The organism is Mycobacterium sp. NBC_00419, assembly GCF_036023875.1.
Classification (GTDB): domain Bacteria; phylum Actinomycetota; class Actinomycetes; order Mycobacteriales; family Mycobacteriaceae; genus Mycobacterium.
Genome location: NZ_CP107931.1, coordinates 2,814,921 through 2,834,456, shown reverse-complemented (window position 1 = coordinate 2,834,456; position 19,536 = coordinate 2,814,921). Strand labels below are relative to the sequence as shown.

Annotated in this window: 14 protein-coding genes, 1 tRNA gene and 1 pseudogene; 9 read left to right on the top strand and 7 right to left on the bottom strand. The window is 66.6% G+C overall.

Annotation, left to right across the window (positions count from 1 at the left end):
* Positions 1-15 precede the first annotated feature (15 nt).
* Entirely contained in the window at positions 16-2,883 is a 2,868-nt protein-coding gene (locus tag OG976_RS13515; RefSeq protein ID WP_328349598.1) for an MMPL/RND family transporter, read from the bottom strand.
* Entirely contained in the window at positions 2,880-3,317 is a 438-nt protein-coding gene (locus OG976_RS13510; RefSeq protein ID WP_442930534.1) for an MmpS family transport accessory protein, read from the bottom strand. Before OG976_RS13510 ends, OG976_RS13515 begins: the two co-directional genes overlap by 4 nt.
* 215 nt (positions 3,318-3,532) lie before the next feature.
* Between OG976_RS13510 and OG976_RS13505 the strand changes: the two genes are divergently transcribed.
* Positions 3,533-4,159, top strand: coding sequence for a TetR/AcrR family transcriptional regulator (locus OG976_RS13505; RefSeq protein WP_328349594.1), 627 nt, complete (start codon positions 3,533-3,535; stop codon positions 4,157-4,159).
* A 23-nt stretch (positions 4,160-4,182) separates the two neighbouring features.
* Here the strand turns inward: OG976_RS13505 and OG976_RS13500 are convergent, their stop codons facing one another.
* The 3 genes and pseudogenes from OG976_RS13500 to OG976_RS13490 form a co-directional block, all read right to left on the bottom strand.
* The gene (locus OG976_RS13500) at positions 4,183-6,117 is read right to left on the bottom strand and encodes a DUF2075 domain-containing protein (RefSeq protein ID WP_328349592.1); all 1,935 of its coding nucleotides are present in this window, start codon (positions 6,115-6,117) and stop codon (positions 4,183-4,185) included.
* Positions 6,118-6,441: 324 nt separating this feature from the next.
* Positions 6,442-6,948, bottom strand: coding sequence for a GNAT family N-acetyltransferase (locus OG976_RS13495; protein WP_328349590.1), 507 nt, complete (start codon positions 6,946-6,948; stop codon positions 6,442-6,444).
* Positions 6,945-7,253: pseudogene (locus OG976_RS13490) on the bottom strand (type II toxin-antitoxin system TacA family antitoxin); the annotation flags it as partial. The pseudogene OG976_RS13490 and the gene OG976_RS13495, both read right to left, overlap by 4 nt.
* A 116-nt stretch (positions 7,254-7,369) precedes the next feature.
* Here OG976_RS13490 and OG976_RS13485 point away from each other — a divergent pair.
* Positions 7,370-8,770: a 13E12 repeat family protein gene (locus tag OG976_RS13485; protein WP_328349588.1), complete on the top strand. Its 1,401-nt coding sequence runs from the start codon at positions 7,370-7,372 to the stop codon at positions 8,768-8,770.
* A gap of 77 nt (positions 8,771-8,847) precedes the next feature.
* On the opposite strand, the gene OG976_RS13480 is transcribed toward OG976_RS13485, so the two are convergent.
* Positions 8,848-8,930, bottom strand: a tRNA-Leu gene (locus OG976_RS13480).
* Between the two features lie 224 nt (positions 8,931-9,154).
* On the opposite strand from OG976_RS13480, the gene OG976_RS13475 reads away from it, so the two are divergent.
* The 7 genes from OG976_RS13475 to pknB all read left to right on the top strand — a co-directional run bounded on the left by OG976_RS13475 (position 9,155) and on the right by pknB (position 18,811).
* Positions 9,155-10,579 carry a DUF3662 and FHA domain-containing protein gene (locus tag OG976_RS13475; RefSeq protein ID WP_328349586.1) on the top strand — a complete coding sequence of 475 codons (1,425 nt, stop codon included), beginning with the start codon at positions 9,155-9,157 and terminating at the stop codon, positions 10,577-10,579.
* A gap of 151 nt (positions 10,580-10,730) precedes the next feature.
* Entirely contained in the window at positions 10,731-11,198 is a 468-nt protein-coding gene (locus OG976_RS13470) for an FHA domain-containing protein FhaB/FipA (RefSeq protein WP_328349584.1), read from the top strand.
* A complete protein-coding gene (locus OG976_RS13465) occupies positions 11,195-12,754 on the top strand; it encodes a PP2C family protein-serine/threonine phosphatase (protein ID WP_328349582.1) in 1,560 nt (519 codons plus the stop codon). Before OG976_RS13470 ends, OG976_RS13465 begins: the two co-directional genes overlap by 4 nt.
* Positions 12,751-14,157 (top strand): FtsW/RodA/SpoVE family cell cycle protein, encoded by a 1,407-nt coding sequence (locus OG976_RS13460; RefSeq protein WP_328349580.1) that lies wholly within the window; start codon positions 12,751-12,753, stop codon positions 14,155-14,157. Before OG976_RS13465 ends, OG976_RS13460 begins: the two co-directional genes overlap by 4 nt.
* Positions 14,154-15,629 (top strand): D,D-transpeptidase PbpA, encoded by a 1,476-nt coding sequence (gene pbpA / locus OG976_RS13455; protein ID WP_328349578.1) that lies wholly within the window; start codon positions 14,154-14,156, stop codon positions 15,627-15,629. Before OG976_RS13460 ends, pbpA begins: the two co-directional genes overlap by 4 nt.
* A 66-nt stretch (positions 15,630-15,695) precedes the next feature.
* Positions 15,696-16,934: a serine/threonine-protein kinase gene (locus OG976_RS13450; protein ID WP_328349576.1), complete on the top strand. Its 1,239-nt coding sequence runs from the start codon at positions 15,696-15,698 to the stop codon at positions 16,932-16,934.
* The gene (gene pknB / locus OG976_RS13445; RefSeq protein WP_328349574.1) at positions 16,931-18,811 is read left to right on the top strand and encodes a Stk1 family PASTA domain-containing Ser/Thr kinase; all 1,881 of its coding nucleotides are present in this window, start codon (positions 16,931-16,933) and stop codon (positions 18,809-18,811) included. The genes OG976_RS13450 and pknB overlap by 4 nt, the downstream gene beginning before the upstream one ends.
* 16 nt (positions 18,812-18,827) lie before the next feature.
* Here pknB and OG976_RS13440 read toward each other — a convergent pair whose 3' ends face one another.
* On the bottom strand, positions 18,828-19,526 hold the full coding sequence (locus OG976_RS13440; protein ID WP_328349572.1) for an aminodeoxychorismate/anthranilate synthase component II: 699 nt from the start codon (positions 19,524-19,526) through the stop codon (positions 18,828-18,830).
* Positions 19,527-19,536 lie beyond the last annotated feature (10 nt).

Here is a 19,536-nt window from a genome sequence, read left to right as displayed (position 1 = left end):
CATGCGAACGCGCCGCTACGTCAGCGCTTCCTCAGGTGACTTCTGGATCGGGGCCGGCCATTTGGCCGGGACCGGGCGCTGACGGACCGGCACCGGCCACCAGAACCACTTACCGAGCAGCGCGGCAATCGACGGTGTCATGAACGACCGCACGATCAGCGTGTCGAACAACAGACCCAGACCGATCGTCGTCCCGATCTGTCCGAGGACCACCAGGTCGCTGAAGATGAACGACCCCATGGTTGCCGAGAACACCAGGCCCGCGGCCGTGACCACACGCCCGGTCCCGGCCATCGACCTGATGATGCCGGTGTTCAAGCCGGCATGCAGCTCCTCCTTGAACCGGGACACCAACAACAGGTTGTAGTCGGCGCCGACCGCGAGTAGCAGAACGATCGCCAGCGGTACCACGATCCAGAACAGATGGATACCGAAGATGTACTGCCACACCAGAACTGACAATCCCACTGAGGCTCCCAGTGACACCGCGACCGTGCCGACGATCACGATTGCCGCGACGATGCTGCGGGTCACGAACATCATGATCAACAGGATCAGGGCCAGCGCGGCCAATGCGGAGATCAGCAGGTCGTACTTGATGCCCTCCTGGAGATCCTTGTTGGTCGAGCCGATTCCCGCCACGTAGATCTTGGCGTCGGACATGGGCGTCGCCTTCAGCGCATCGAACACCGCGTCTTTCATCGCGTCGATGTGCGGGATGGCCTCCGGGTCGGCCGGATTGCCCTGGTGGGTCACGATGAATCGGGCAGCCTTGCCGTCCGGCGAGAGGAACAACTTGAGTCCCCGCTTGAAATCGGCGTTGTCGAACGCTTCAGGCGGCAGGTAGAACGTGTCGTCGTTCTTCGCGTCGTCGAAGGCCTGCCCCATCGCCGTGGCGTTCTGCAGGGCTTCCTCACTCTGGGCGTTGGTTCCACCGGTGGTCGCGTAATTCGACAGCGTCAGTTCACGATTGCGTTCCTGGATGGCGATCTGCGGCGGAATCAGGGCCACCAACTGCGGTTGCAGCGCATCGAGTTTGTCCAGGCTTGCCGTGATGTTGGTGAACTTGTCGGACAGCTCGGAGATCCCGTCCAACGAGTCGAAGACGTCACGCAGCGCCGAACACATCGGGATGTCGAAGCAGTGCGGCTCCCAGTAGAAGTAGTTGCGCAGCGGGCGGAACTGGTCGTCGAAGTTGGCCAGTTTGTCCCGCAGTTCGTTCATCGTCGCCACGGTGTCGTGGAACGCCTCGGTCTGCTCGTGGGTGACCGCCGCGCTCTGCTGCTGCAGGGCGAGCTGCTGATGGAGAACGTCGAGGGTTTTGTCGATCTCGCCGGCCTGCCTGAGCAGATCGTCGGCCCGATCCTTCTGATAGCCGAGGTTCATGATCTGACTGGCACTCGACGCGCTGATCTGAAAAGGAATGGAACTGTGCGTGATTGGAGTCCCGAGCGGACGGGTGATCGACTGCACCAGCGCGACGCCGGGAGTGTGCAGAACCGCTTTTGCCGCGCGCTCCAGGATCAGCATGTCCGCAGGGTTGCGCATGTCGTGATCGGTTTCGATCATCAGCAACTCGGGGTTGATCCGCGCCTCGGTGAAGTGCCGCTCGGCGGCCTCCATCCCGACGACGCCGGGCGCGGTGGCCGGAATGTAGGGCCGATTGTCGTAGCTGGTCTGATAGCCGGGTAAGGCGAACAGCCCGATCAGCGCCAGCCCGCACGTCACCATCAGGATGGGCCCCGGCCAGCGCACGATGGCGGCGCCGATGCGGCGCCAACCACGAGCACGCAACTGTCCCTTGGGTTCCAACAACCCGAATCTGGTGGCGATCAGGAGTACGGCTGGACCCAACGTCAGTGAGGCCGCCAGCGTGACCAGCACCCCGATCGCGGCGGGGACGCCGAGGGTTTGGAAGTACGGCAGCCGGGTGAACGCCATGCACGCCACCGCCCCGGCGATGGTCAGTCCCGAACCGACGATGACATGGACGGTGCCCCGGTACATGTCGTAATAGGCCGGAATTCGCTCCAGCCCGTTGCTGCGCGCCTCCTGGTAGCGACCGACGACGAAGATCGCATAATCCGTGCCGGCCGCAATGGCAAGCAGGGTAAGGAGATTCGTGGCGTACGTGGACAGGCCGATGACCCCGGCGTGGGCGAGGAAGGCTACGACACCGCGGGCCGCCGCCAACTCGACGGCGACCGTCACCAGCACGATGAGCATGGTGATCACCGAGCGGTAGACGAACAGGAGCATGATCGCGATCACCAGGAAGGTGATGGCGGTGACCTCGTGGGTGCCTGCGCTGCCAACTTCGAAGTTGTCGGTCACCAGCGGTGACGCCCCGGTGACATAGGCCTTGACGCCCGGCGGGGGAGGCGTGTCGGCGACGATTTTGCGTACGGCGTCGACGGATTCGTTCGATTGCGCTTCGCCCTGGTTGCCGCGGAGATAGACCTGCGTCAGGGCGGCCTTGCCGTCCTTGCTCTGGGAGCCGCCCGCAGTCAGCGGATCACCCCAGAAGTCCTGGACATGCTCGACGTGCTTGGTGTCCGCCTGGAGCTTCTTGACGAGTCCGTCGTAGAACGTGTGCGCTTGCTGGCCCAGCGGCTGCTGCCCTTCGAGCACGATCATCGCCGCGCTGTCGGAGTCGAACTCGTGGAAGACCTGACCGATATGCCGCATCGCCTGGATGCCCGGCGCGTCGGGGGCGTTGAGGCCCACCGACCGTTCCCAGCCGACCACTTCGAGCTGGGGCACCGCGGCGTTGGTGATCGCCGCGATGGCGACCCACGCCAGCACGATCGGCACCGCCAGTTTCCGGATCCAGCGCGCGGTCCACGATCCCTCGACCAGGGTTTCGGTGCTGTGCTGGCTCATGCCGTCTTGTCCAAGCAGGCGATGTATCCGTTCACGTTGTCCGACGACCTTTCGTCCTTGACGATCCCGTTGACGGTGATCCGGCAGCCGATGGTGTCGCCGTCGCCTTGGGCGCGCAGGTCGGCGTACATGGTCGGGTCATCCGTCGTGAGATTGATCGACCACGGCAGCGGCACGTCGGCGACGCGTTGCGGCTGGGCGTGGATGTCGAGGTAGTTGATGGTGGCCGTGGACCCAGGGGTTCCGTAGACCTCGAACAGCACGTGCTTGGGGTTGTATCCGGTGTTCTCCAGGGCTTCCGACCCGGACCGGGAGATCTCGTTGTTGGAGCCGAAGATGCCGTGTAATCGGTCGACGGTGAAGACGACGAGGGCGACCACCAGGACGGCCACGATGGTTATCCAATGCCGACGCGCAAGCTTGCTCACCGAGATCCTGCTCAAGCCTCAGCCTTTCGAGTAACCCCGCCGACGATGACACCCCGCCCCGCCGTGCAGACCGCCACACCGAAAGGAAACGGTACGGTACCGTACTGTCGGTAGCAACTGCTTGACGACCGACGAAAAGCCTGCTCTCGCCGTTGCGGAGCTGCAACGTCGTAGCTCCACTCGGCTATTCCCCGGCTGAAAGAGCGGAAGGAGGCGCGTCGATGTCCGACCACACGGACGACTCGATGTGCTGTCCGTGGAGCGAGCGCGAAGCGCAGCTGCTGGCGATCACGCTGGAGCTGCTGCAGGAACACGGATACGACCGCCTCAGCGTCGACGCGGTGGCCGCCAAAGCCAAGGCCAGCAAGGCGACGATGTACCGACGGTGGCCGTCGAAGGCGGATCTGGTGCTGGCGGCCTTCATCGAAGGGACCCGCGCAACCGCCACACCGCCCCACACCGGTTCGTTGCGCGGTGACTTGTTGGAGATCGGCCGTGGGACGTGTGAGCAGACGCAGGAGCACATGCGCACCCTGCGGGCCGTGCTCAACGAGATGACGCGCAACCCGGCCCTGCAGGAGGTCATGCAGGAGCAGTTTGTCCGACAGCGCAGATCGGTGTTTGAGAGCGTGCTGGCTGACGCCGCGAAGCGCGGCGAGATTCCGTCGTCGACGATCCACGAAGAGCTCTTCGATCTGATGCCGGGGTATCTCGTGTTCCGATCTGTGGTGTGCGACCGGCCGCCGACCGACGAGACGGTCGAAGCCGTCGTCGACCGTGTCCTGATTCCGCTGCTGAAAGCGGGGCAGTCGAGTAACGCCGCGCAATCTGGAGCGGGCACAACGTAGTCCGGGCCGACTTGGCGCGTGGACTATTCGAGCCTGCTCAGCTCCACTTCGGGGATGTTGGTGTGGCCATAGCCATTGTCAGTTACACCAGAACCGACCATCGAGCGCAGCGCCTGACGTGTTTCACGGTCGGTGGAATAGATCACCGTGCCAATCATCCCGCGGGTGAGCAGGACTTTGTAAACATGCCGGACGAGGACGTCGAACCTACTGTCGGGCACCCTGTTCGAATTGCGGAAGTCAGGGTCTTTGCTTGCTTCGCGGACGCTGACGAATCTCCCCCCTCGCCACACTAGATCCGGCCCGATGATCACACCATTCCAGTCGTACTCAAAACCCTGAGCCGTATAAACACAGCCGACTTGACCGAAGCCGCCTTCATCGGTGGCCCATAGCGCACTGGGCGGCGCATCTCCCATGCGCCGCTCGCTCTTGCTATTCCACGGGCGCGACCACGCCCCAATCCGAACGTCAGGAACAAGCGTCCCGTCTTTGCCGGCATCACTCCACGGCCAGCAGTACCCCGCAGTGATCCGCGCGGTGTAGCCCTTCTGCATCTCGCTTCGCAGAAGGTGCTCCATCTCCTCAGGGGTTTCGGCGACACGTACGTCGAACTGCGGATCACCCGACCACACGACTGGTGGCTCATTCTCGGCGAGACCCAGCAGTCGGACCGCCCAACGCACGTATTCCTCGCTGCCGCCGCATCGGAACTGCTCGCCCAACGCGATGTGCTCAAAGCCGAGCCCCAGGTGACTTGCGTGGCGCTCTATCTGAGCGAGGGTGCCCATCTCGCCGGGACGCACGACCTGATGTTCGTCGAGAAGGAATACCGGCACCCGGGCGGCGGCGACGAGTTCGTCGATCTGCAGGCGGTCGGTCCTGTGTTCCGCCCGTGTGAATCTATTCGCGGAGGTTTGTCTAATGCGGTGAGCCTCATCGAGAACAAGCACGTCCAAGCCATTGGGGTCGGCGGTCATGAACTGGTTGAAGTATTTGAACAGCGCCTTGACCTTTGGAGCCCGGACAGCGGCAACTTTCCGCAGCGTCTGGGTGAACGACCGGGAGCCGGTTGCATGGATGACGGTGCGACCGCGACGAGCCAACTCGCCGACCAAAGACAGCGCGATGACGCTTTTGCCACTGCCCGGACCGCCTGTTATCACGATGACCCGCTTGGTGTTTCCGGCACGGGCATGCTCAACGGTGTGCATGACCAGATCGACTGCGAGTTGCTGGTTGCCGATCAGTCGAAATTGCGGCCGGTCGCGGATCTCAGCAGCCGCAAGCTTCAGGAGTTGTTTCGACGGAGCCACGGGTGAGTTGATCAAAAGGTCAGCCGCTTGGCGTCCAGGCCCGGGCGCGAGTCTGGAACGGAGGAATTCAAGCATGGAACCCCGGTCGGCAGCGGTGAACAGGCGGCCTGTCGTCGACACGGGTACCGCGAGCAAATCCTTGACCAGCGCAGGATCGGTCGCGTTATGCAGGTATGCCATTCCGGCCAACGCATCAGGCTGGTCTGCCAATACGCGAGCGAAGTCACACAAGTATTCGCAGTAGCCGCGCACCTGAATCACCGGATGCAGCCGCGGGCCACCCGGAACCCCTGGCACATCAAGGATTTCCGGGTCGCCTTCGAAGGCGTATGCAGCCGACCACTGCTTCAACTCCACGACGACATAGGAGGCTTCGCCGGTTCTCGGATGTGTCCCAGCGAGAACAACATCGGCACGCTGCGACGTCAGCGGCAGGTGATACTCGACGAGCATCTCGATTTCCCCGAGCCCGGCATCGACAAGATCCGCTGCCAGGATTGGAATGCTCCGCTTCCAAGAGGTTTGTTCAGCAGGAGCAGCGCGGCGCCCAGTTCGATAGAGCATCTGCTCCAACAAATGCTCCACCAACGACTCCGGTGCCATCTCACAAACGCGTGCAGCGGTTGTCCGGATGAGCGTCACGTTGAGTCCCCCAGGGCAGCACGAACACAGTCGTGCGGGTGGGGACATATCTGTGGCAGCTGCTACCAGCTGCAGAAGTCCGTCGGACCGCGGAGATCATGCTAATTCAGTTGCGAAGCAGGTCCAGCGCGACCGCCGTGGGGAAATAGATATGGCGATTACGAATGCCCCTCGTGGGCCGGTCTGCTCGGCCTATTGCAAGTCACGATGTGCTTTCCTCGAAAATCTGTGTAGACATCCGCTTGCGTGACACACCAGGGTCGTTGGGGCCGGGCACGGTCCAAGTTTCACTGTCCCCGTTCTTGCTCGGTGCAGGGTCTGAACTCACCAGCGCGGGTCGAGCAGAGCGCGGGCGTCTTTGATCAACAGCAGCAGGTGCAGCGGATCCGTTGGTGAGGGCTCGAAGTCGAAGTGCGCGTAGAACGTGCGAGCCGGCTCATGCAGAGCATGCACCAGTAACGCCCGGACGCCGATAATCTCGGCGGCGGCCACTGCGCGGGTGATCGCGTCCCGCAGCAGTGCAGCGCCCAACCCCTTGCCCTGTTCCCTACGGTCGATTGCCAGCCGGGACAACAGGATCACCGGCACCGGGTCGGGCATGTTGCGCCGTACCTGGCCGGGGGTCCCGGCGCGCTCTACCGCCGCCGAGGCCAATGCGTAGAACCCGACGACACGGCCCTCCCGACACGTCACGAAGCACCGAGAGGCGCCTTCGACGTGGTTGGCCAGCGCCCGGCCCCGCAAGTATTGGTCCAGAGTGGGCTCACCGGAATCGAAGTCGGCGACCACATCGTGCTCGCTGATCGGACGTGGCGCGCTGTAACCGCTCACTCGTCGAAGATCGAGGGCTCCGCGAACAACCTCTCCAGCCGCGGCTTATGCGACACCGGCCGGTCCAGCACCTCCACGAACTCCGACCACGCCGCCGCGTCGAGCATGAACAACCGGCGATCGGCGAGCACTTCGCGGGCGTGCGCCAGCGTCGCGGTCACCGTGAAGTTGGTCAGGTCGGTGCCCTCCACTTCTGCCGCGCGACGAATCACCGCGTCCTGCTCAGCAGTCAGGCGCACCGCGAACCGCTCCGTCTTCGTAGCCATACATGCCATTGTGTGCCCGATAGGCACACAATGCAACGATTGCTCCGCCTCTGCGAACGAAGCGTGGGGATGGGGGACGACAGCCTCCTGGCACCTCGGCCATCAGCGGCGCCCGGCCGCCGAAACTTGTCGGTGCTCGAATGTATGTTCGAAGCATGATCCAGGTTTGCGGCGTCAGCGCCGGTGCGCCGGGTGCTTTCGGCGACCTGGGGCAGGCGTTGACCCGGTTGTCCGAGTTAGACCTGGCGACTCTGACTCCGCGCGAGATAGTGCCGGCCCTGGAGTCCCTGCAGCTGGTGCGCAATGCGCTGCCCGCTGTCGAGCACCAGCTGCTGGCCACGCTGCAGCGCCAGACGACGCCTGGTGAGCTTGGCGACGCACCTACCTGGGCAGTGTGGCTGCGCGACCTGCTGCTTCTGTCATCGGCTGAGGCGCGCCGTCGGGTGGACCACGCCAAGGCGCTCGGGCCACGGACCTCACTGACCGGCCAACCCCTCGGACCCGAACTACCGGCAACCGCTGCCGCCCAGGCTGACGGGCTGATCACCGAAGCGCACGTCGCGGTGATGACCGACTTCGCCGACCGGATTCCCGAAGGTGTCGACCCGGAGGAGGTCGCCGAGGCCGAGGCCAACCTCGCCGAGCTGGCCGCCGCGTTCACGCCCGAAGAACTGCGCACACTGGTCACCAAGCAGCTCTACTGCTGGAACCAAGATGGTCAGTTCACCGACGTCGACCGTGCCAAGAAACGCGGCATCGTCATCGGCAAGCAAGGCCCCGACGGCATGAGCCGAATCGCGGGCTGGCTTACCCCGGCGATGCGGGCCAAATGGGAAGCGGCCCTGAAGAAAGAGGCGGCCCCGGGGCACAACATTCCCGGGAATCCCACCGCCGTGGGCGCGGAGACCACCGAAGATCAGATCAAGGCCGACACGCGCACGCCCGCTCAGCGCACCCACGACGCGATGGAAGCCCTGCTCACCGCATTCCTGGCCGCTGACGTGCTCGGCACCCACCGCGGGCTACCGGTCAAGCTGATCATCCGCGCCGACTTGGCTGACCTCGAAGCCCGCACCGGCCACGCGTTGACCTCCAGCGGGTCGATGATGCCCATCTCAGATGTCATCGCACTGCTCGATGGCAAGCAGGCGCACCACTATCTGGCGATTTTCCAGGGAGCAAAGTCGCTGCAGCTCAACGAAGGCCGGTCGAAGCGTCTCGCCACCGCCGCCCAGCGTCTGATGCTCTTCGCCCGTGATGGCGGCAGCACGCGGCCCGGATCCACAACTCCGTTCGACCATTGCGAGGTCAACCACAACATCAAATGGGCCGCACCACACAACGGGCCCACAGACATCGACGGATTGTCGCTTATGTCCGGACCGGACAACCGCATCCTCGAAAAGGGCGGATACACGGTCACCCTCGGCAAGGGAGGTATCGAATGGCGGCCGAGCCGCCGATCCACCCGCCGACGACCACCCCGCAACTACTACTTCAACCCTCATCAGATCGTCAAAAGAGGGGACGGCGCAGACGACACGGATCCGCCGTGATCGCCGGCCTCGCCGATCATCGTGGACACCCAACGAAAAAACCCCGGCCGAAGCCGGGGTCTATCCGCTCAAAATTGTGGGCGAAGGGGGACTTGAACCCCCACGTCCCGAAGGACACTGGCACCTGAAGCCAGCGCGTCTGCCATTCCGCCACTCGCCCAAAACAACCGGGGGAGCGTATCAGGTCTGCGGGATGATCCCCAACTCGCGCCCACGGCTTCTGATCAGCTTACGGCCCAGGTCACAGTCCTGCGTGTGCGCCCCTGACCTGGTGTAATTCGATTCTCAGAGTTCTCATGGTGACGGCTGAACAACCAGGGCCGATACCATGCAGGAGAAACAAAGGGTGGTGCAACACGCGCCGGACTCGAGGCAGGCGGTGAGATGAGTAACCAGAGAGGTCTGGTTTCACGCATCGAGCGCAAACTCGAGAACACGGTGGGTGATGCCGTTGCCCGGGTATTCGGTGGGTCGATCGTTCCGCAAGAAGTAGAAGAACTACTGCGCCGGGAGGCCGCCGATGGTGTGCAAACGCTGCAGGGCGGCCGTTTTTTGGCGCCCAACGACTACGTCATTACCCTCAGTGGGTCCGACTTTGAGAAGGTCAGCGCCGATCGCGATCTCACATCGGACACTTTTGCCAAACACTTGGGGGGATACATCCAGGAACAAGGGTGGCAAACGTATGGTGATGTCGTTGTCAGGTTCGAGCACTCGCCCAACCTGCACACTGGCCAATACCGTGCGCGTGGCGTCGTCAATCCGGACGCCAGCCCCCACCCGACCGCAGGCGCAACCGCCCCAGCAGAATCGAAAGATGCGTTCACCGCAGAACCAGGAGTACCACCGATGAGCGACAACCCGAGTTACCGCGGCGACCAGGGTCAGGGGCGGCCCGCCGACGACTACTACGAGGACCGCGACCGCTACGCCCGCCCGGCCGACGAGCCGCGTGGTGGCACTCCCGCTCCCGAGCAGCGCGGCCCGTACCCGCCCGACCAGGAGCGTCCCGGCTACACCCCGCCGAACGAGCCGGGCTACCCGCCGCGTGGCGGCTACCCCGAGCAGGGCGGCTACCAGCAGGGCTACCCCAGCCAGGGCGGCTACGAGCAGCGTCCCCCGGCCGGCTACGGCGGCGGCTACGACCAGGGCTACCGGCAGCCGCCTCCCGGCTACGGCCCGCCGCCGCAGGCGCCCTACGGCCCGCCCGCCGGCGGTGGCTACAACGCCCCGTCCGGTGACTACGACTACGGCCGCGCACCGGGCCGCCACGAGGAGCCCGGCTACGGGCGTCCCGAGTCCCGCCCGGGCTACCCCGACCAGGGCGGCTACGAGCAGCAGCAGGGCTATCCCGGCCAGGGCGGTGGCTACGGCCGCCAGGACTACGCCCAGCCCGACTACCCCCGCTACGAGCAGGGGGCGGGCTACGCCGAACCGGGACGTGACTACGACTACGGCCAGCCCGCCGGCGGCGGCTACGCCGGCTACGGCCAGCCGGCCCAGGGTGACTACCCCGGCGCCGCCCACAACGTCACCCTGCAGCTCGACGACGGCAGCGGGCGCACCTACCAGCTGCGTGAGGGCGCCAACGTCATCGGCCGCGGGCAGGACGCCCAGTTCCGGCTCCCCGACACCGGGGTTTCGCGCCGGCATCTGGAGATCCGCTGGGATGGCCAGGTGGCGCTGCTCTCCGACCTCAACTCGACCAACGGGACGACGGTCAACAACGCGCCCGTCCAGGAATGGCAGCTGGCCGACGGTGACGTCATCCGGCTCGGCCACTCCGAGATCATCGTCCGCGTTCACTGAGGTCGGCGGGGGGCCGAGCCTTGGGCGAAGCTGGGTGGCTTCACCCTCGTCGGCCCCGGCGTCCCAGTATCGTGACGGTGCCGAAGTCGGCCCGGTGTCAGCGGGTATCGCCGGGACGGCGACAGCGGTGCGAGGACGGAGAGGACGCCGGATGCAGGGACTAGTTCTGCAGCTGACGCGCGCCGGCTTCCTGCTGTTGCTGTGGCTGTTCATCTGGTCGGTCCTGCGCATCCTGCGCAACGACATCTACGCCCCGACCGGGGCTGTCATGGTGCGCCGCGGTCTGGCCCTGCGCGGTGCGCTGCTGCCCTCGCGTCAGCACCGCAGTAATGCCCGCTACCTTGTGGTGACCGACGGTGCGCTGGCCGGCACCCGCATCACGCTGGGCAGCCAACCGGTGCTCATCGGCCGCGCCGACGACTCCACGCTGGTGCTGACCGACGACTACGCCTCCACCCGGCACGCCCGGCTGTCCCAGCGGGGTTCGGACTGGTACGTCGAAGACCTAGGATCGACCAACGGCACATACCTCGACAGGGCGAAGGTGACCACGGCAGTTCGCGTTCCGATCGGCACGCCGGTACATATCGGCAAGACGGTAATTGAGCTGCGCCCGTGACCCTCGTCCTGCGCTACGCCGCCCGAAGCGACCGCGGCCTGGTTCGCGCCAACAACGAAGACTCCGTCTACGCCGGAGCGCGCCTGCTGGCCCTGGCCGACGGTATGGGTGGCCACGCCGCCGGTGAGGTGGCCTCCCAGCTGGTGATCGCCGCCCTGGCCCATCTCGACGACGACGAGCCCGGCGGGGACCTGCTGAGCAAGCTCGACGAGGCGGTGCACGACGGCAACACGGCGATCGCCGCGCACGTGGAGATGGAACCCGAGCTCGAGGGCATGGGCACCACGCTCACCGCAATCTTGTTCGCGGGCAACAGGCTTGGGCTGGTGCACATCGGCGACTCGCGTGGATACCTGCTGCGCGACGGCGAACTCACCCAGATCACCAAGGACGACACCTTCGTCCAGACCCTAGTCGACGAGGGCCGGATCACCGCCGAGGAGGCGCACAGCCATCCGCAGCGCTCGTTGATCATGCGCGCGCTGACCGGGCACGAGGTGGAGCCGACGCTGATCATGCGCGAGGCCCGCGAGGGTGACCGCTACCTGCTGTGCTCCGACGGGCTGTCCGATCCGGTCAGCTTCGAGACCATCCAGGAAGCGCTGCAGATCGACGACGTCGCCGAAAGTGCCGACCGGCTCATCGAACTGGCGCTGCGCGGTGGCGGACCGGACAACGTCACCGTGGTGGTGGCCGACGTCGTCGACTACGACTACGGCGGCCAGACCCAGCCGATCCTGGCCGGAGCGGTCTCCGGGGACGACGATCACGTCGCGCCCCCCAACACCGCGGCCGGGCGCGCCTCGGCCATCAACCCCCGGCCTAACGTCGCCAAGCGGGTGATGGCCGAACCCGAGCCGCCGCCAAAGCCGCGCTCCCGCAAGCGAATTGTCATCGTTGCCGCCCTCGTGGCGTTGCTCGCGATCGCCGGGTTGGTCGTGGGCCGAGAGGTCATCCGCAGCAACTACTACGTCAGCGCCTACAACGGCACGGTCGCGATCATGCGCGGCATTCAGGGTTCGATGCTGGGCTACCCGCTGCAGGAGCCCTACCTGCTGGGCTGCCTCAACGACCGAAACGAGCTGTCCCAGATCAGCTACGGGCAGGCCACCGACAACCTGGGCTGCCAGCTGATGCGGCTGCAGGATCTGCGGCCCTCCGAGCGCACGCAGGTCTCGGCCGGACTGCCCGCGGGCAGCCTGGACAACGCGATCGGCCAGCTTCGCGAACTGGCGCGCGGTTCGCTGCTGCCGCCCTGCGCCCCGCCAACCCCGACACCGGCACCCACTCCGACACCGGCACCGTCGTCGGCCCCCGCTCCGAGCCCGGCACCCACCAGCGCCTCGCGCTCAGCGGCGCCCACGCCGACATCGGCGGCACCGCGCACCACCACGGTGCCCTCACCGAGCCCGTCGCCGACTGCCACCAGTGGTGAAAGTGCCACGGCAGCAACGGAGTCCGTGGTGCCGACCGCGCCGCCGAGCCCGTCGCCGACCGTGACCCAGTTGCCCGCGCCGCCGCAGAAGCCGGGTGTGGACTGCCGGGCGGCGGCATGAGCACCCAACCGCAGGCCCCCGTGACGGTGGCGCCGGTGGCCCCGACCCGACGCAACACCGAGTTGGCGCTGCTGATCTTCGCGACGCTGATCACCGCGGTCGCGCTGATGATCGTGGAGGCCAACCAGGAGCAGGGGATGAGCTGGGATCTGGCCAGCTCCACCCTTGCCTTCCTGACTCTGTTCATCTGCGCGCACCTGGCGATCCGGCGCTTCGCGCCCTACGCCGACCCGGTGCTGCTACCGATCGTCGCGCTGCTCAACGGCCTTGGCCTGGTGATGATCCACCGGCTCGATCTGGTCCCCGGCGAGCTGGCGGCATCGGCCCAGGGCCCCAGCGACTCTCAGCAGATGTTGTGGACGCTGGTCGGTGTCGTCGGCTTCTCGTTGGCTCTCGTCTTCCTCAAGGACCACCGGATCCTGGCCCGCTACGGCTACGTCTGCGGCCTGGTCGGCCTGGTGTTGCTCGTCATTCCCGCGCTGCTGCCGGCCAGATTCTCCGAGACCAACGGCGCCAAGATCTGGATTCGCTTCCCGGGCTTCAGCATTCAGCCCGCGGAGTTCTCCAAGATTCTGCTGCTGATCTTCTTCGCCTCGGTCCTGGTGGCCAAGCGCAACCTGTTCACCAGCGCCGGCAAGCACGTCCTGGGCATGGACCTGCCTCGGCCGCGCGACCTCGCGCCGCTGCTCGTGGCGTGGATCGCCTCGGTCGGTGTGATGGTGTTCGAGAAGGACCTCGGCACCTCACTGCTGCTGTACGCGTCGTTTCTGGTGATGGTCTACATCGCCACCGAGCGGTTCAGCTGGGTTGCCATCGGCTTGACGTTGTTCGCCGCGGGCAGCGTGGTGGCCTACCACCTGTTCGGCCATGTTCGGGTGCGCGTGCAGACCTGGCTGGACCCGTTCGCCGACCCCGAGGGCGCCGGCTACCAGATGGTGCAGTCGCAGTTCAGCTTCGCCACCGGCGGCATCTTCGGCACCGGCCTGGGTAACGGCCAGCCCGGGACCGTGCCCGCCGCGTCGACGGACTTCATCATCGCCGCCGTCGGCGAGGAGCTCGGCCTGGTCGGCCTGGCCGGCGTGCTGCTGCTGTACACAATCCTGATCGTGCGCGGGCTGCGCACCGCGATCGCGGTGCGGGACAGCTTCGGCAAGCTGCTGGCCGCGGGGCTGGCCTCCACACTGGCCATCCAGCTGTTCATCGTCGTCGGCGGTGTCACCGGACTGATCCCGCTGACCGGCCTCACCACACCGTGGATGTCCTACGGCGGCTCATCGCTGGTGGCCAACTACCTGCTGCTGGCGATCCTGGTGAAGATCTCCCACGCCGCGCGGCGGCCGATCATGACCAACCCGCACACCCCGATCGCGGCGGCCAGCACCGAGGTGATCGAGCGAGTATGAACACCTCACTGCGACGTATCTCGATCATGATCATGGCGTTGATCGTGCTGCTGCTGGTCAACGCGACGGTCACCCAGGTGTTCCGCGCTGACGGCCTGCGGGCCGATCCGCGCAACCAGCGGGTGCTGCTCGACGAGTACTCCCGGCAGCGCGGGCAGATCACCGCGGGCGGCCAGCTGCTGGCCTACTCGGTGTCCACCAGCGGCCATTACCGGTTCCTGCGGGTGTACCCGAATCCCTTTGCGTACGCACCGGTTACGGGCTTCTACTCGCTGCGCTACTCCAGCAGCGGCCTGGAGCGTGCCGAGGACACCATTCTCAACGGCTCCGACCAGCGCCTGTTCGGCCGCAGGCTGGCCGACTTCTTCACCGGCCGCGATCCGCGCGGCGGCAACGTCGACACGACGATCATCCCGCGGGTGCAGCAGGCCGCGTGGGAAGCGATGGAGCAGGGCTGCAACGGGCCGTGCAAGGGCTCGGTGGTGGCGCTGGAGCCGTCCACCGGCAAGATCCTGGCGATGGTGTCCGCGCCGTCCTACGACCCCAATCTGCTGGCCACCCACGACACCGAGGAGCAGGGCAAGGCCTGGCAGCAGTTGCGCGACGACCCCGGCTCGCCGCTGACCAACCGGGCCATCGCCGAGACCTTCCCGCCCGGCTCCACGTTCAAGGTGATCACCACCGCCGCCGCGCTGCAGGCCGGCGTCAGCGATACCGACCAACTGACCGCCGCCCCCCAGATTCAGCTGCCCAACAGCACCGCGACCTTGGAGAACTACGGCGGCACCCCGTGCGGTGACGGCCCGACGGCCTCGCTGCGCGACGCATTCGCCCGATCCTGCAATACCGCCTTCGTCGAACTGGGTATCCGGGTGGGTGCCGAAGCACTGCGCAGCACCGCGCAAGCGTTCGGGCTGGATAGTGCACCGGCGCCGATCCCGTTGGAGGTCGCCGAGTCCACCACCGGCCCGATCGTCGACGCCGCGGCGCTGGGAATGTCGAGTATGGGTCAGAAGGACGTGGCTGTGACGCCGTTGCAGAACGCGGAGGTGGCGGCAACGATCGCCAACTCCGGGGTGCTGATGCAGCCCTACCTGGTCGACAGCCTCAAGGGGCCCGACCTGTCGAACATCGCCACCACCGCGCCGCAGGAGCAGCGGCGTGCGGTTTCTCCCCAGGTCGCCGCTAAGCTAACTGATTTGATGATCGGTGCCGAACAGCTCACCCAGCAAAAGGGAGCGATTCCGGGCGTCCAGATCGCCTCCAAGACCGGTACCGCCGAGCACGGCACCGACCCGAGGAACACCCCACCACATGCTTGGTACATCGCGTTCGCCCCGGCACAGAACCCGAAGGTCGCAATCGCGGTGCTGATCGAGAACGGCGGCGACCGCCTCTCCGCAACCGGTGGGTCGCTGGCCGCGCCGATCGGGCGGGCAACTATTGCGGCGGCATTGCAGGGGGCATCGTGAGCCCGCGCAGTCGAGCGAAGCGAGGCAAGCCATGAGCCCGCGCAGTCGAGCGAAGCGAGGCAAGCCATGAGCCCGCGCGTGGGAGTGACGCTGTCCGGCCGGTACCGGCTGCAGCGCCTCATTGCGACCGGCGGCATGGGCCAGGTGTGGGAGGCCGTCGACAGCCGGCTGGGCCGGCGGGTGGCCGTGAAGGTGCTCAAGGCGGAGTACTCCTCTGACCCCGAGTTCGTCGAGCGGTTCCGCGCCGAGGCGCGCACCGTCGCGATGCTCAACCACCCCGGGATCGCGGCCGTGCACGACTACGGCGAGACCGACATGGACGGCGAGGGCCGCACCGCCTATCTGGTGATGGAACTGGTCAACGGCGAGCCGCTGAACTCCGTCATCAAGCGCACCGGCCGGCTGTCGTTGCGCCACGCCCTGGACATGCTGGAGCAGACCGGGCGCGCGCTGCAGGTGGCGCACGCCGCCGGTCTGGTGCACCGCGACGTCAAGCCAGGCAACATCCTCATCACCCCGACCGGCCAGGTGAAGCTGACCGACTTCGGTATCGCCAAGGCCGTCGACGCCGCCCCCGTCACCCAGACGGGCATGGTGATGGGCACCGCGCAATACATCGCGCCCGAACAGGCCCTGGGCCACGACGCCACCGCCGCCAGCGACGTCTACGCGTTGGGAGTTGTTGGCTACGAAGCGGTTTCGGGCAAGCGTCCGTTCGTCGGCGACGGCGCCCTGACGGTGGCGATGAAGCACATCAAGGAGACACCGGCGCCGCTGCCCGCCGACCTGCCGCCCAATGTGCGTGAGCTCATCGAGATCACCCTGGTGAAGAACCCGGGCATGCGCTACCGCAACGGCGGCCAGTTCGCCGACGCGGTCGGCGCGGTGCGCGCCGGTCGTCGTCCCCCGCGGCCGAACTCCGCACCGACCATCCGGGCCACCCCCGCGGCGATCCCCGGCAGTTCGCCGCGACTGCCCGCCGTCGCACCCACCCCCGCACCGCGTCCGCGCCCGGCCACCGGCGGACACCGCACCCAGCCGGCCCGCCGAACCTTCTCCTCGGGTCAGCGCGCGCTGCTGTGGGCAGCCGGCGTGCTGGGCGCCCTGGCGATCATCAGCGCGATCCTGATCGTGCTGGCCGACCGCGACCGGCGCAACACACCGCCGGTGCAACGCACGGAGACCGAGACGGTCACGCCGAGCCCCAGCGCGCAGCCCGCCCCGTCGGGCTGGGATGGAACCGGTCTGGTGATCCGGTTCGCCGCGATCGAACACGCCCACCCCGACGACGAGACACCGTCATGACCACCCCGCAGCATCTGTCGGATCGCTACGAACTGGGCGAGATCCTGGGCTTCGGCGGCATGTCCGAGGTGCATCTGGCCCGCGACACCCGTCTGCACCGCGACGTGGCGGTCAAGGTGCTGCGCGCTGACCTGGCCCGCGACCCCAGCTTCTATCTGCGGTTCCGCCGCGAAGCCCAGAACGCCGCGGCGCTGAACCATCCGGCGATCGTGGCCGTCTACGACACCGGCGAGGCCGAGACGGCGACCGGCCCGCTGCCCTACATCGTGATGGAGTACGTCGACGGGGTGACGCTGCGCGACATCGTCCACACCGACGGTCCGATGCCGCCGCGGCGGGCCATCGAGGTGATCGCCGACGCCTGCCAGGCGCTGAACTTCAGCCACCAGCACGGCATCATCCACCGCGACGTCAAGCCGGCCAACATCATGATCTCCAAGACCGGCGCGGTGAAGGTGATGGACTTCGGCATTGCCCGCGCACTGGCCGACGCCGGCAACAGCGTCACCCAGACCGCCGCGGTGATCGGCACCGCCCAGTACTTGTCCCCGGAGCAGGCCCGCGGCGAGTCCGTCGACGCCCGCTCGGACGTCTACTCGCTGGGCTGTGTGCTCTACGAGGTCCTCACCGGCGAGCCGCCTTTCGTCGGTGATTCGCCGGTGGCGGTGGCCTACCAGCACGTCCGTGAAGACCCGGTGCCGCCGTCGCAGAAGCATTCGGGCATCTCTGCCGAACTCGACGCCGTCGTCCTCAAGGCGTTGGCCAAGAACCCCGAGAACCGCTATCAGACGACGGCCGAGATGCGCACCGACCTGGTTCGGGTGCACAACGGCGAGGCGCCCGAAGCACCCAAGGTGTTCACCCCTGCCGAGCGCACCTCGATGATGAACGCCACCCCCGGCGTGCCGTCACGCTCCGAGACCACCGACGAGATTCCGCGGCCGGGCCAGTTCGTCGAGCGGGACCGCTCCGGCGGCTCGATCGGGCGCTGGCTGATCGCCGTCGCGGTGCTGGCGATACTCACCGTCGTGGTGACGGTCGCGATCAACATGGTCAGTGGCAGTCCGCGCGACGTGCAGGTGCCCGACGTGCGGGGCCAGGCTTCAGCCGATGCGATCGCGGCCCTGCAGAACAAGGGCTTCAAGATCCGCACCCAGCAGAAGCCGGACAACACGGTGCCGCCCGACCATGTCATCAATACCGATCCGGCGGGCAATTCGCAGGCCGGGGCGGGCGACGAGGTCGTCATCAACGTCTCCACCGGGCCCGAGCAGCGCGAGGTTCCTGACGTGTCCTCGCTGAGCTACGCCGAGGCGGTGCAGAAGCTCAAGGCCGCCGGGTTCGGCAAGTTCAAGCAGACCGACTCGGCGTCGGCGCCGGAGCAGAAGGACAAGGTGCTCTCGACGATCCCGCCGGCCAATCAGACCTCGGCGATCACCAACGAGATCACGATCGTCGTGGGCTCGGGGCCACAGACCGCGGCGGTACCCGTGGTGTCCGGGCAGACGGTGGACGTCGCGGGACAGATTCTCACCGCCTCGGGCTTCCTGAAGTTCTTCCCCGTTCCGGTCGACGGCACCGAGCCCAACGGCCAGGTCGTCGGCTCGGAGCCGGCGGCGGGACAGATCGTTCCCCAGGACACCGTGATCCAGGTCCAGGTGTCCAAGGGCAACCAGTTCGTGATGCCCGACCTCAAGGGTCAGTTCTGGCTGGACGCCGAACCGAATCTGCGGGCACTGGGGTGGACGGGTGTGATGATCAAGGGCCCCAATGCCGACAACAGCGGCGTCCGCAGCAATGGCGTGGTCACCCAGAGTCCCGCGGCGGGCACCGCCGTGGACTTCGGAGCGACGGTCACGCTCAGCTTCGCGTCGTAGCCGGGGTAGCCGGGCCTCAACCCCCGGTCGCTGCGCTCCTGCCCGCCGCTAACAGCGGGTCGTTGGCGGTCGCGTGCCGCACGGTGTCGGCCACTTCCTGCTCGAGCCGGCTCACCAGAGTCTCGGCGGGCGCGGCGCCGCAGTAGCCCAGCCAATTGGCCAGCATCCGGTGACCGCCCTCGGTCAGGATCGACTCGGGGTGGAACTGCACCCCGTGGATGGGCAGCTCAACGTGGCGCACCGCCATGATCACGCCGCCGCGAGTTTTCGCTGTCACCTCGAGCTCGGCGGGCACCGTCTCGGGCAGGATCGTCAGCGAGTGGTAGCGCGTCGCGGTGAAGGGATTCGGAAGCCCTTGCAGCACACCGGCATTCGTGTGATAGACGGTGCTGGTCTTGCCGTGCAGCAGTTCGGGCGCCCGGTCCACCGTGCCACCGAAGGCCACGCCGATCGCCTGGTGACCCAGGCAGACCCCCAGCAGCGGTGTACCCGACGCCGCGCACGCGCGCACCAGCGGGATAGAGGCCCCTGCGCGCTCGGGTGTGCCCGGGCCGGGACTCAGCAGGACGCCGTCGAATTCCGCGGCGACAGCGTCGGCGTTGACCAGGCGGGCATCGTCGTTGCGCCAGACCTGCGCGTGCACGCCTAGCTGGCCCAGATACTGGACCAGGTTGAACACGAAGCTGTCGTAGTTGTCGACGACCAAGACCTGCACCGTGCAAGGT

Excerpts from the sequence above, each read along its gene's own strand:
- OG976_RS13515 (WP_328349598.1), bottom strand. The coding sequence starts at position 2,883 with ATGAGCCAGCACAGCACCGAAACCCTGGTCGAGGGATCGTGGACCGCG.
- OG976_RS13505 (WP_328349594.1), top strand. The coding sequence starts at position 3,533 with ATGTCCGACCACACGGACGACTCGATGTGCTGTCCGTGGAGCGAGCGC.
- OG976_RS13485 (WP_328349588.1), top strand. The coding sequence starts at position 7,370 with ATGATCCAGGTTTGCGGCGTCAGCGCCGGTGCGCCGGGTGCTTTCGGC.
- OG976_RS13475 (WP_328349586.1), top strand. The coding sequence starts at position 9,155 with ATGAGTAACCAGAGAGGTCTGGTTTCACGCATCGAGCGCAAACTCGAG.
- OG976_RS13470 (WP_328349584.1), top strand. The coding sequence starts at position 10,731 with ATGCAGGGACTAGTTCTGCAGCTGACGCGCGCCGGCTTCCTGCTGTTG.
- OG976_RS13460 (WP_328349580.1), top strand. The coding sequence starts at position 12,751 with ATGAGCACCCAACCGCAGGCCCCCGTGACGGTGGCGCCGGTGGCCCCG.
- pbpA (WP_328349578.1), top strand. The coding sequence starts at position 14,154 with ATGAACACCTCACTGCGACGTATCTCGATCATGATCATGGCGTTGATC.
- OG976_RS13450 (WP_328349576.1), top strand. The coding sequence starts at position 15,696 with ATGAGCCCGCGCGTGGGAGTGACGCTGTCCGGCCGGTACCGGCTGCAG.
- pknB (WP_328349574.1), top strand. The coding sequence starts at position 16,931 with ATGACCACCCCGCAGCATCTGTCGGATCGCTACGAACTGGGCGAGATC.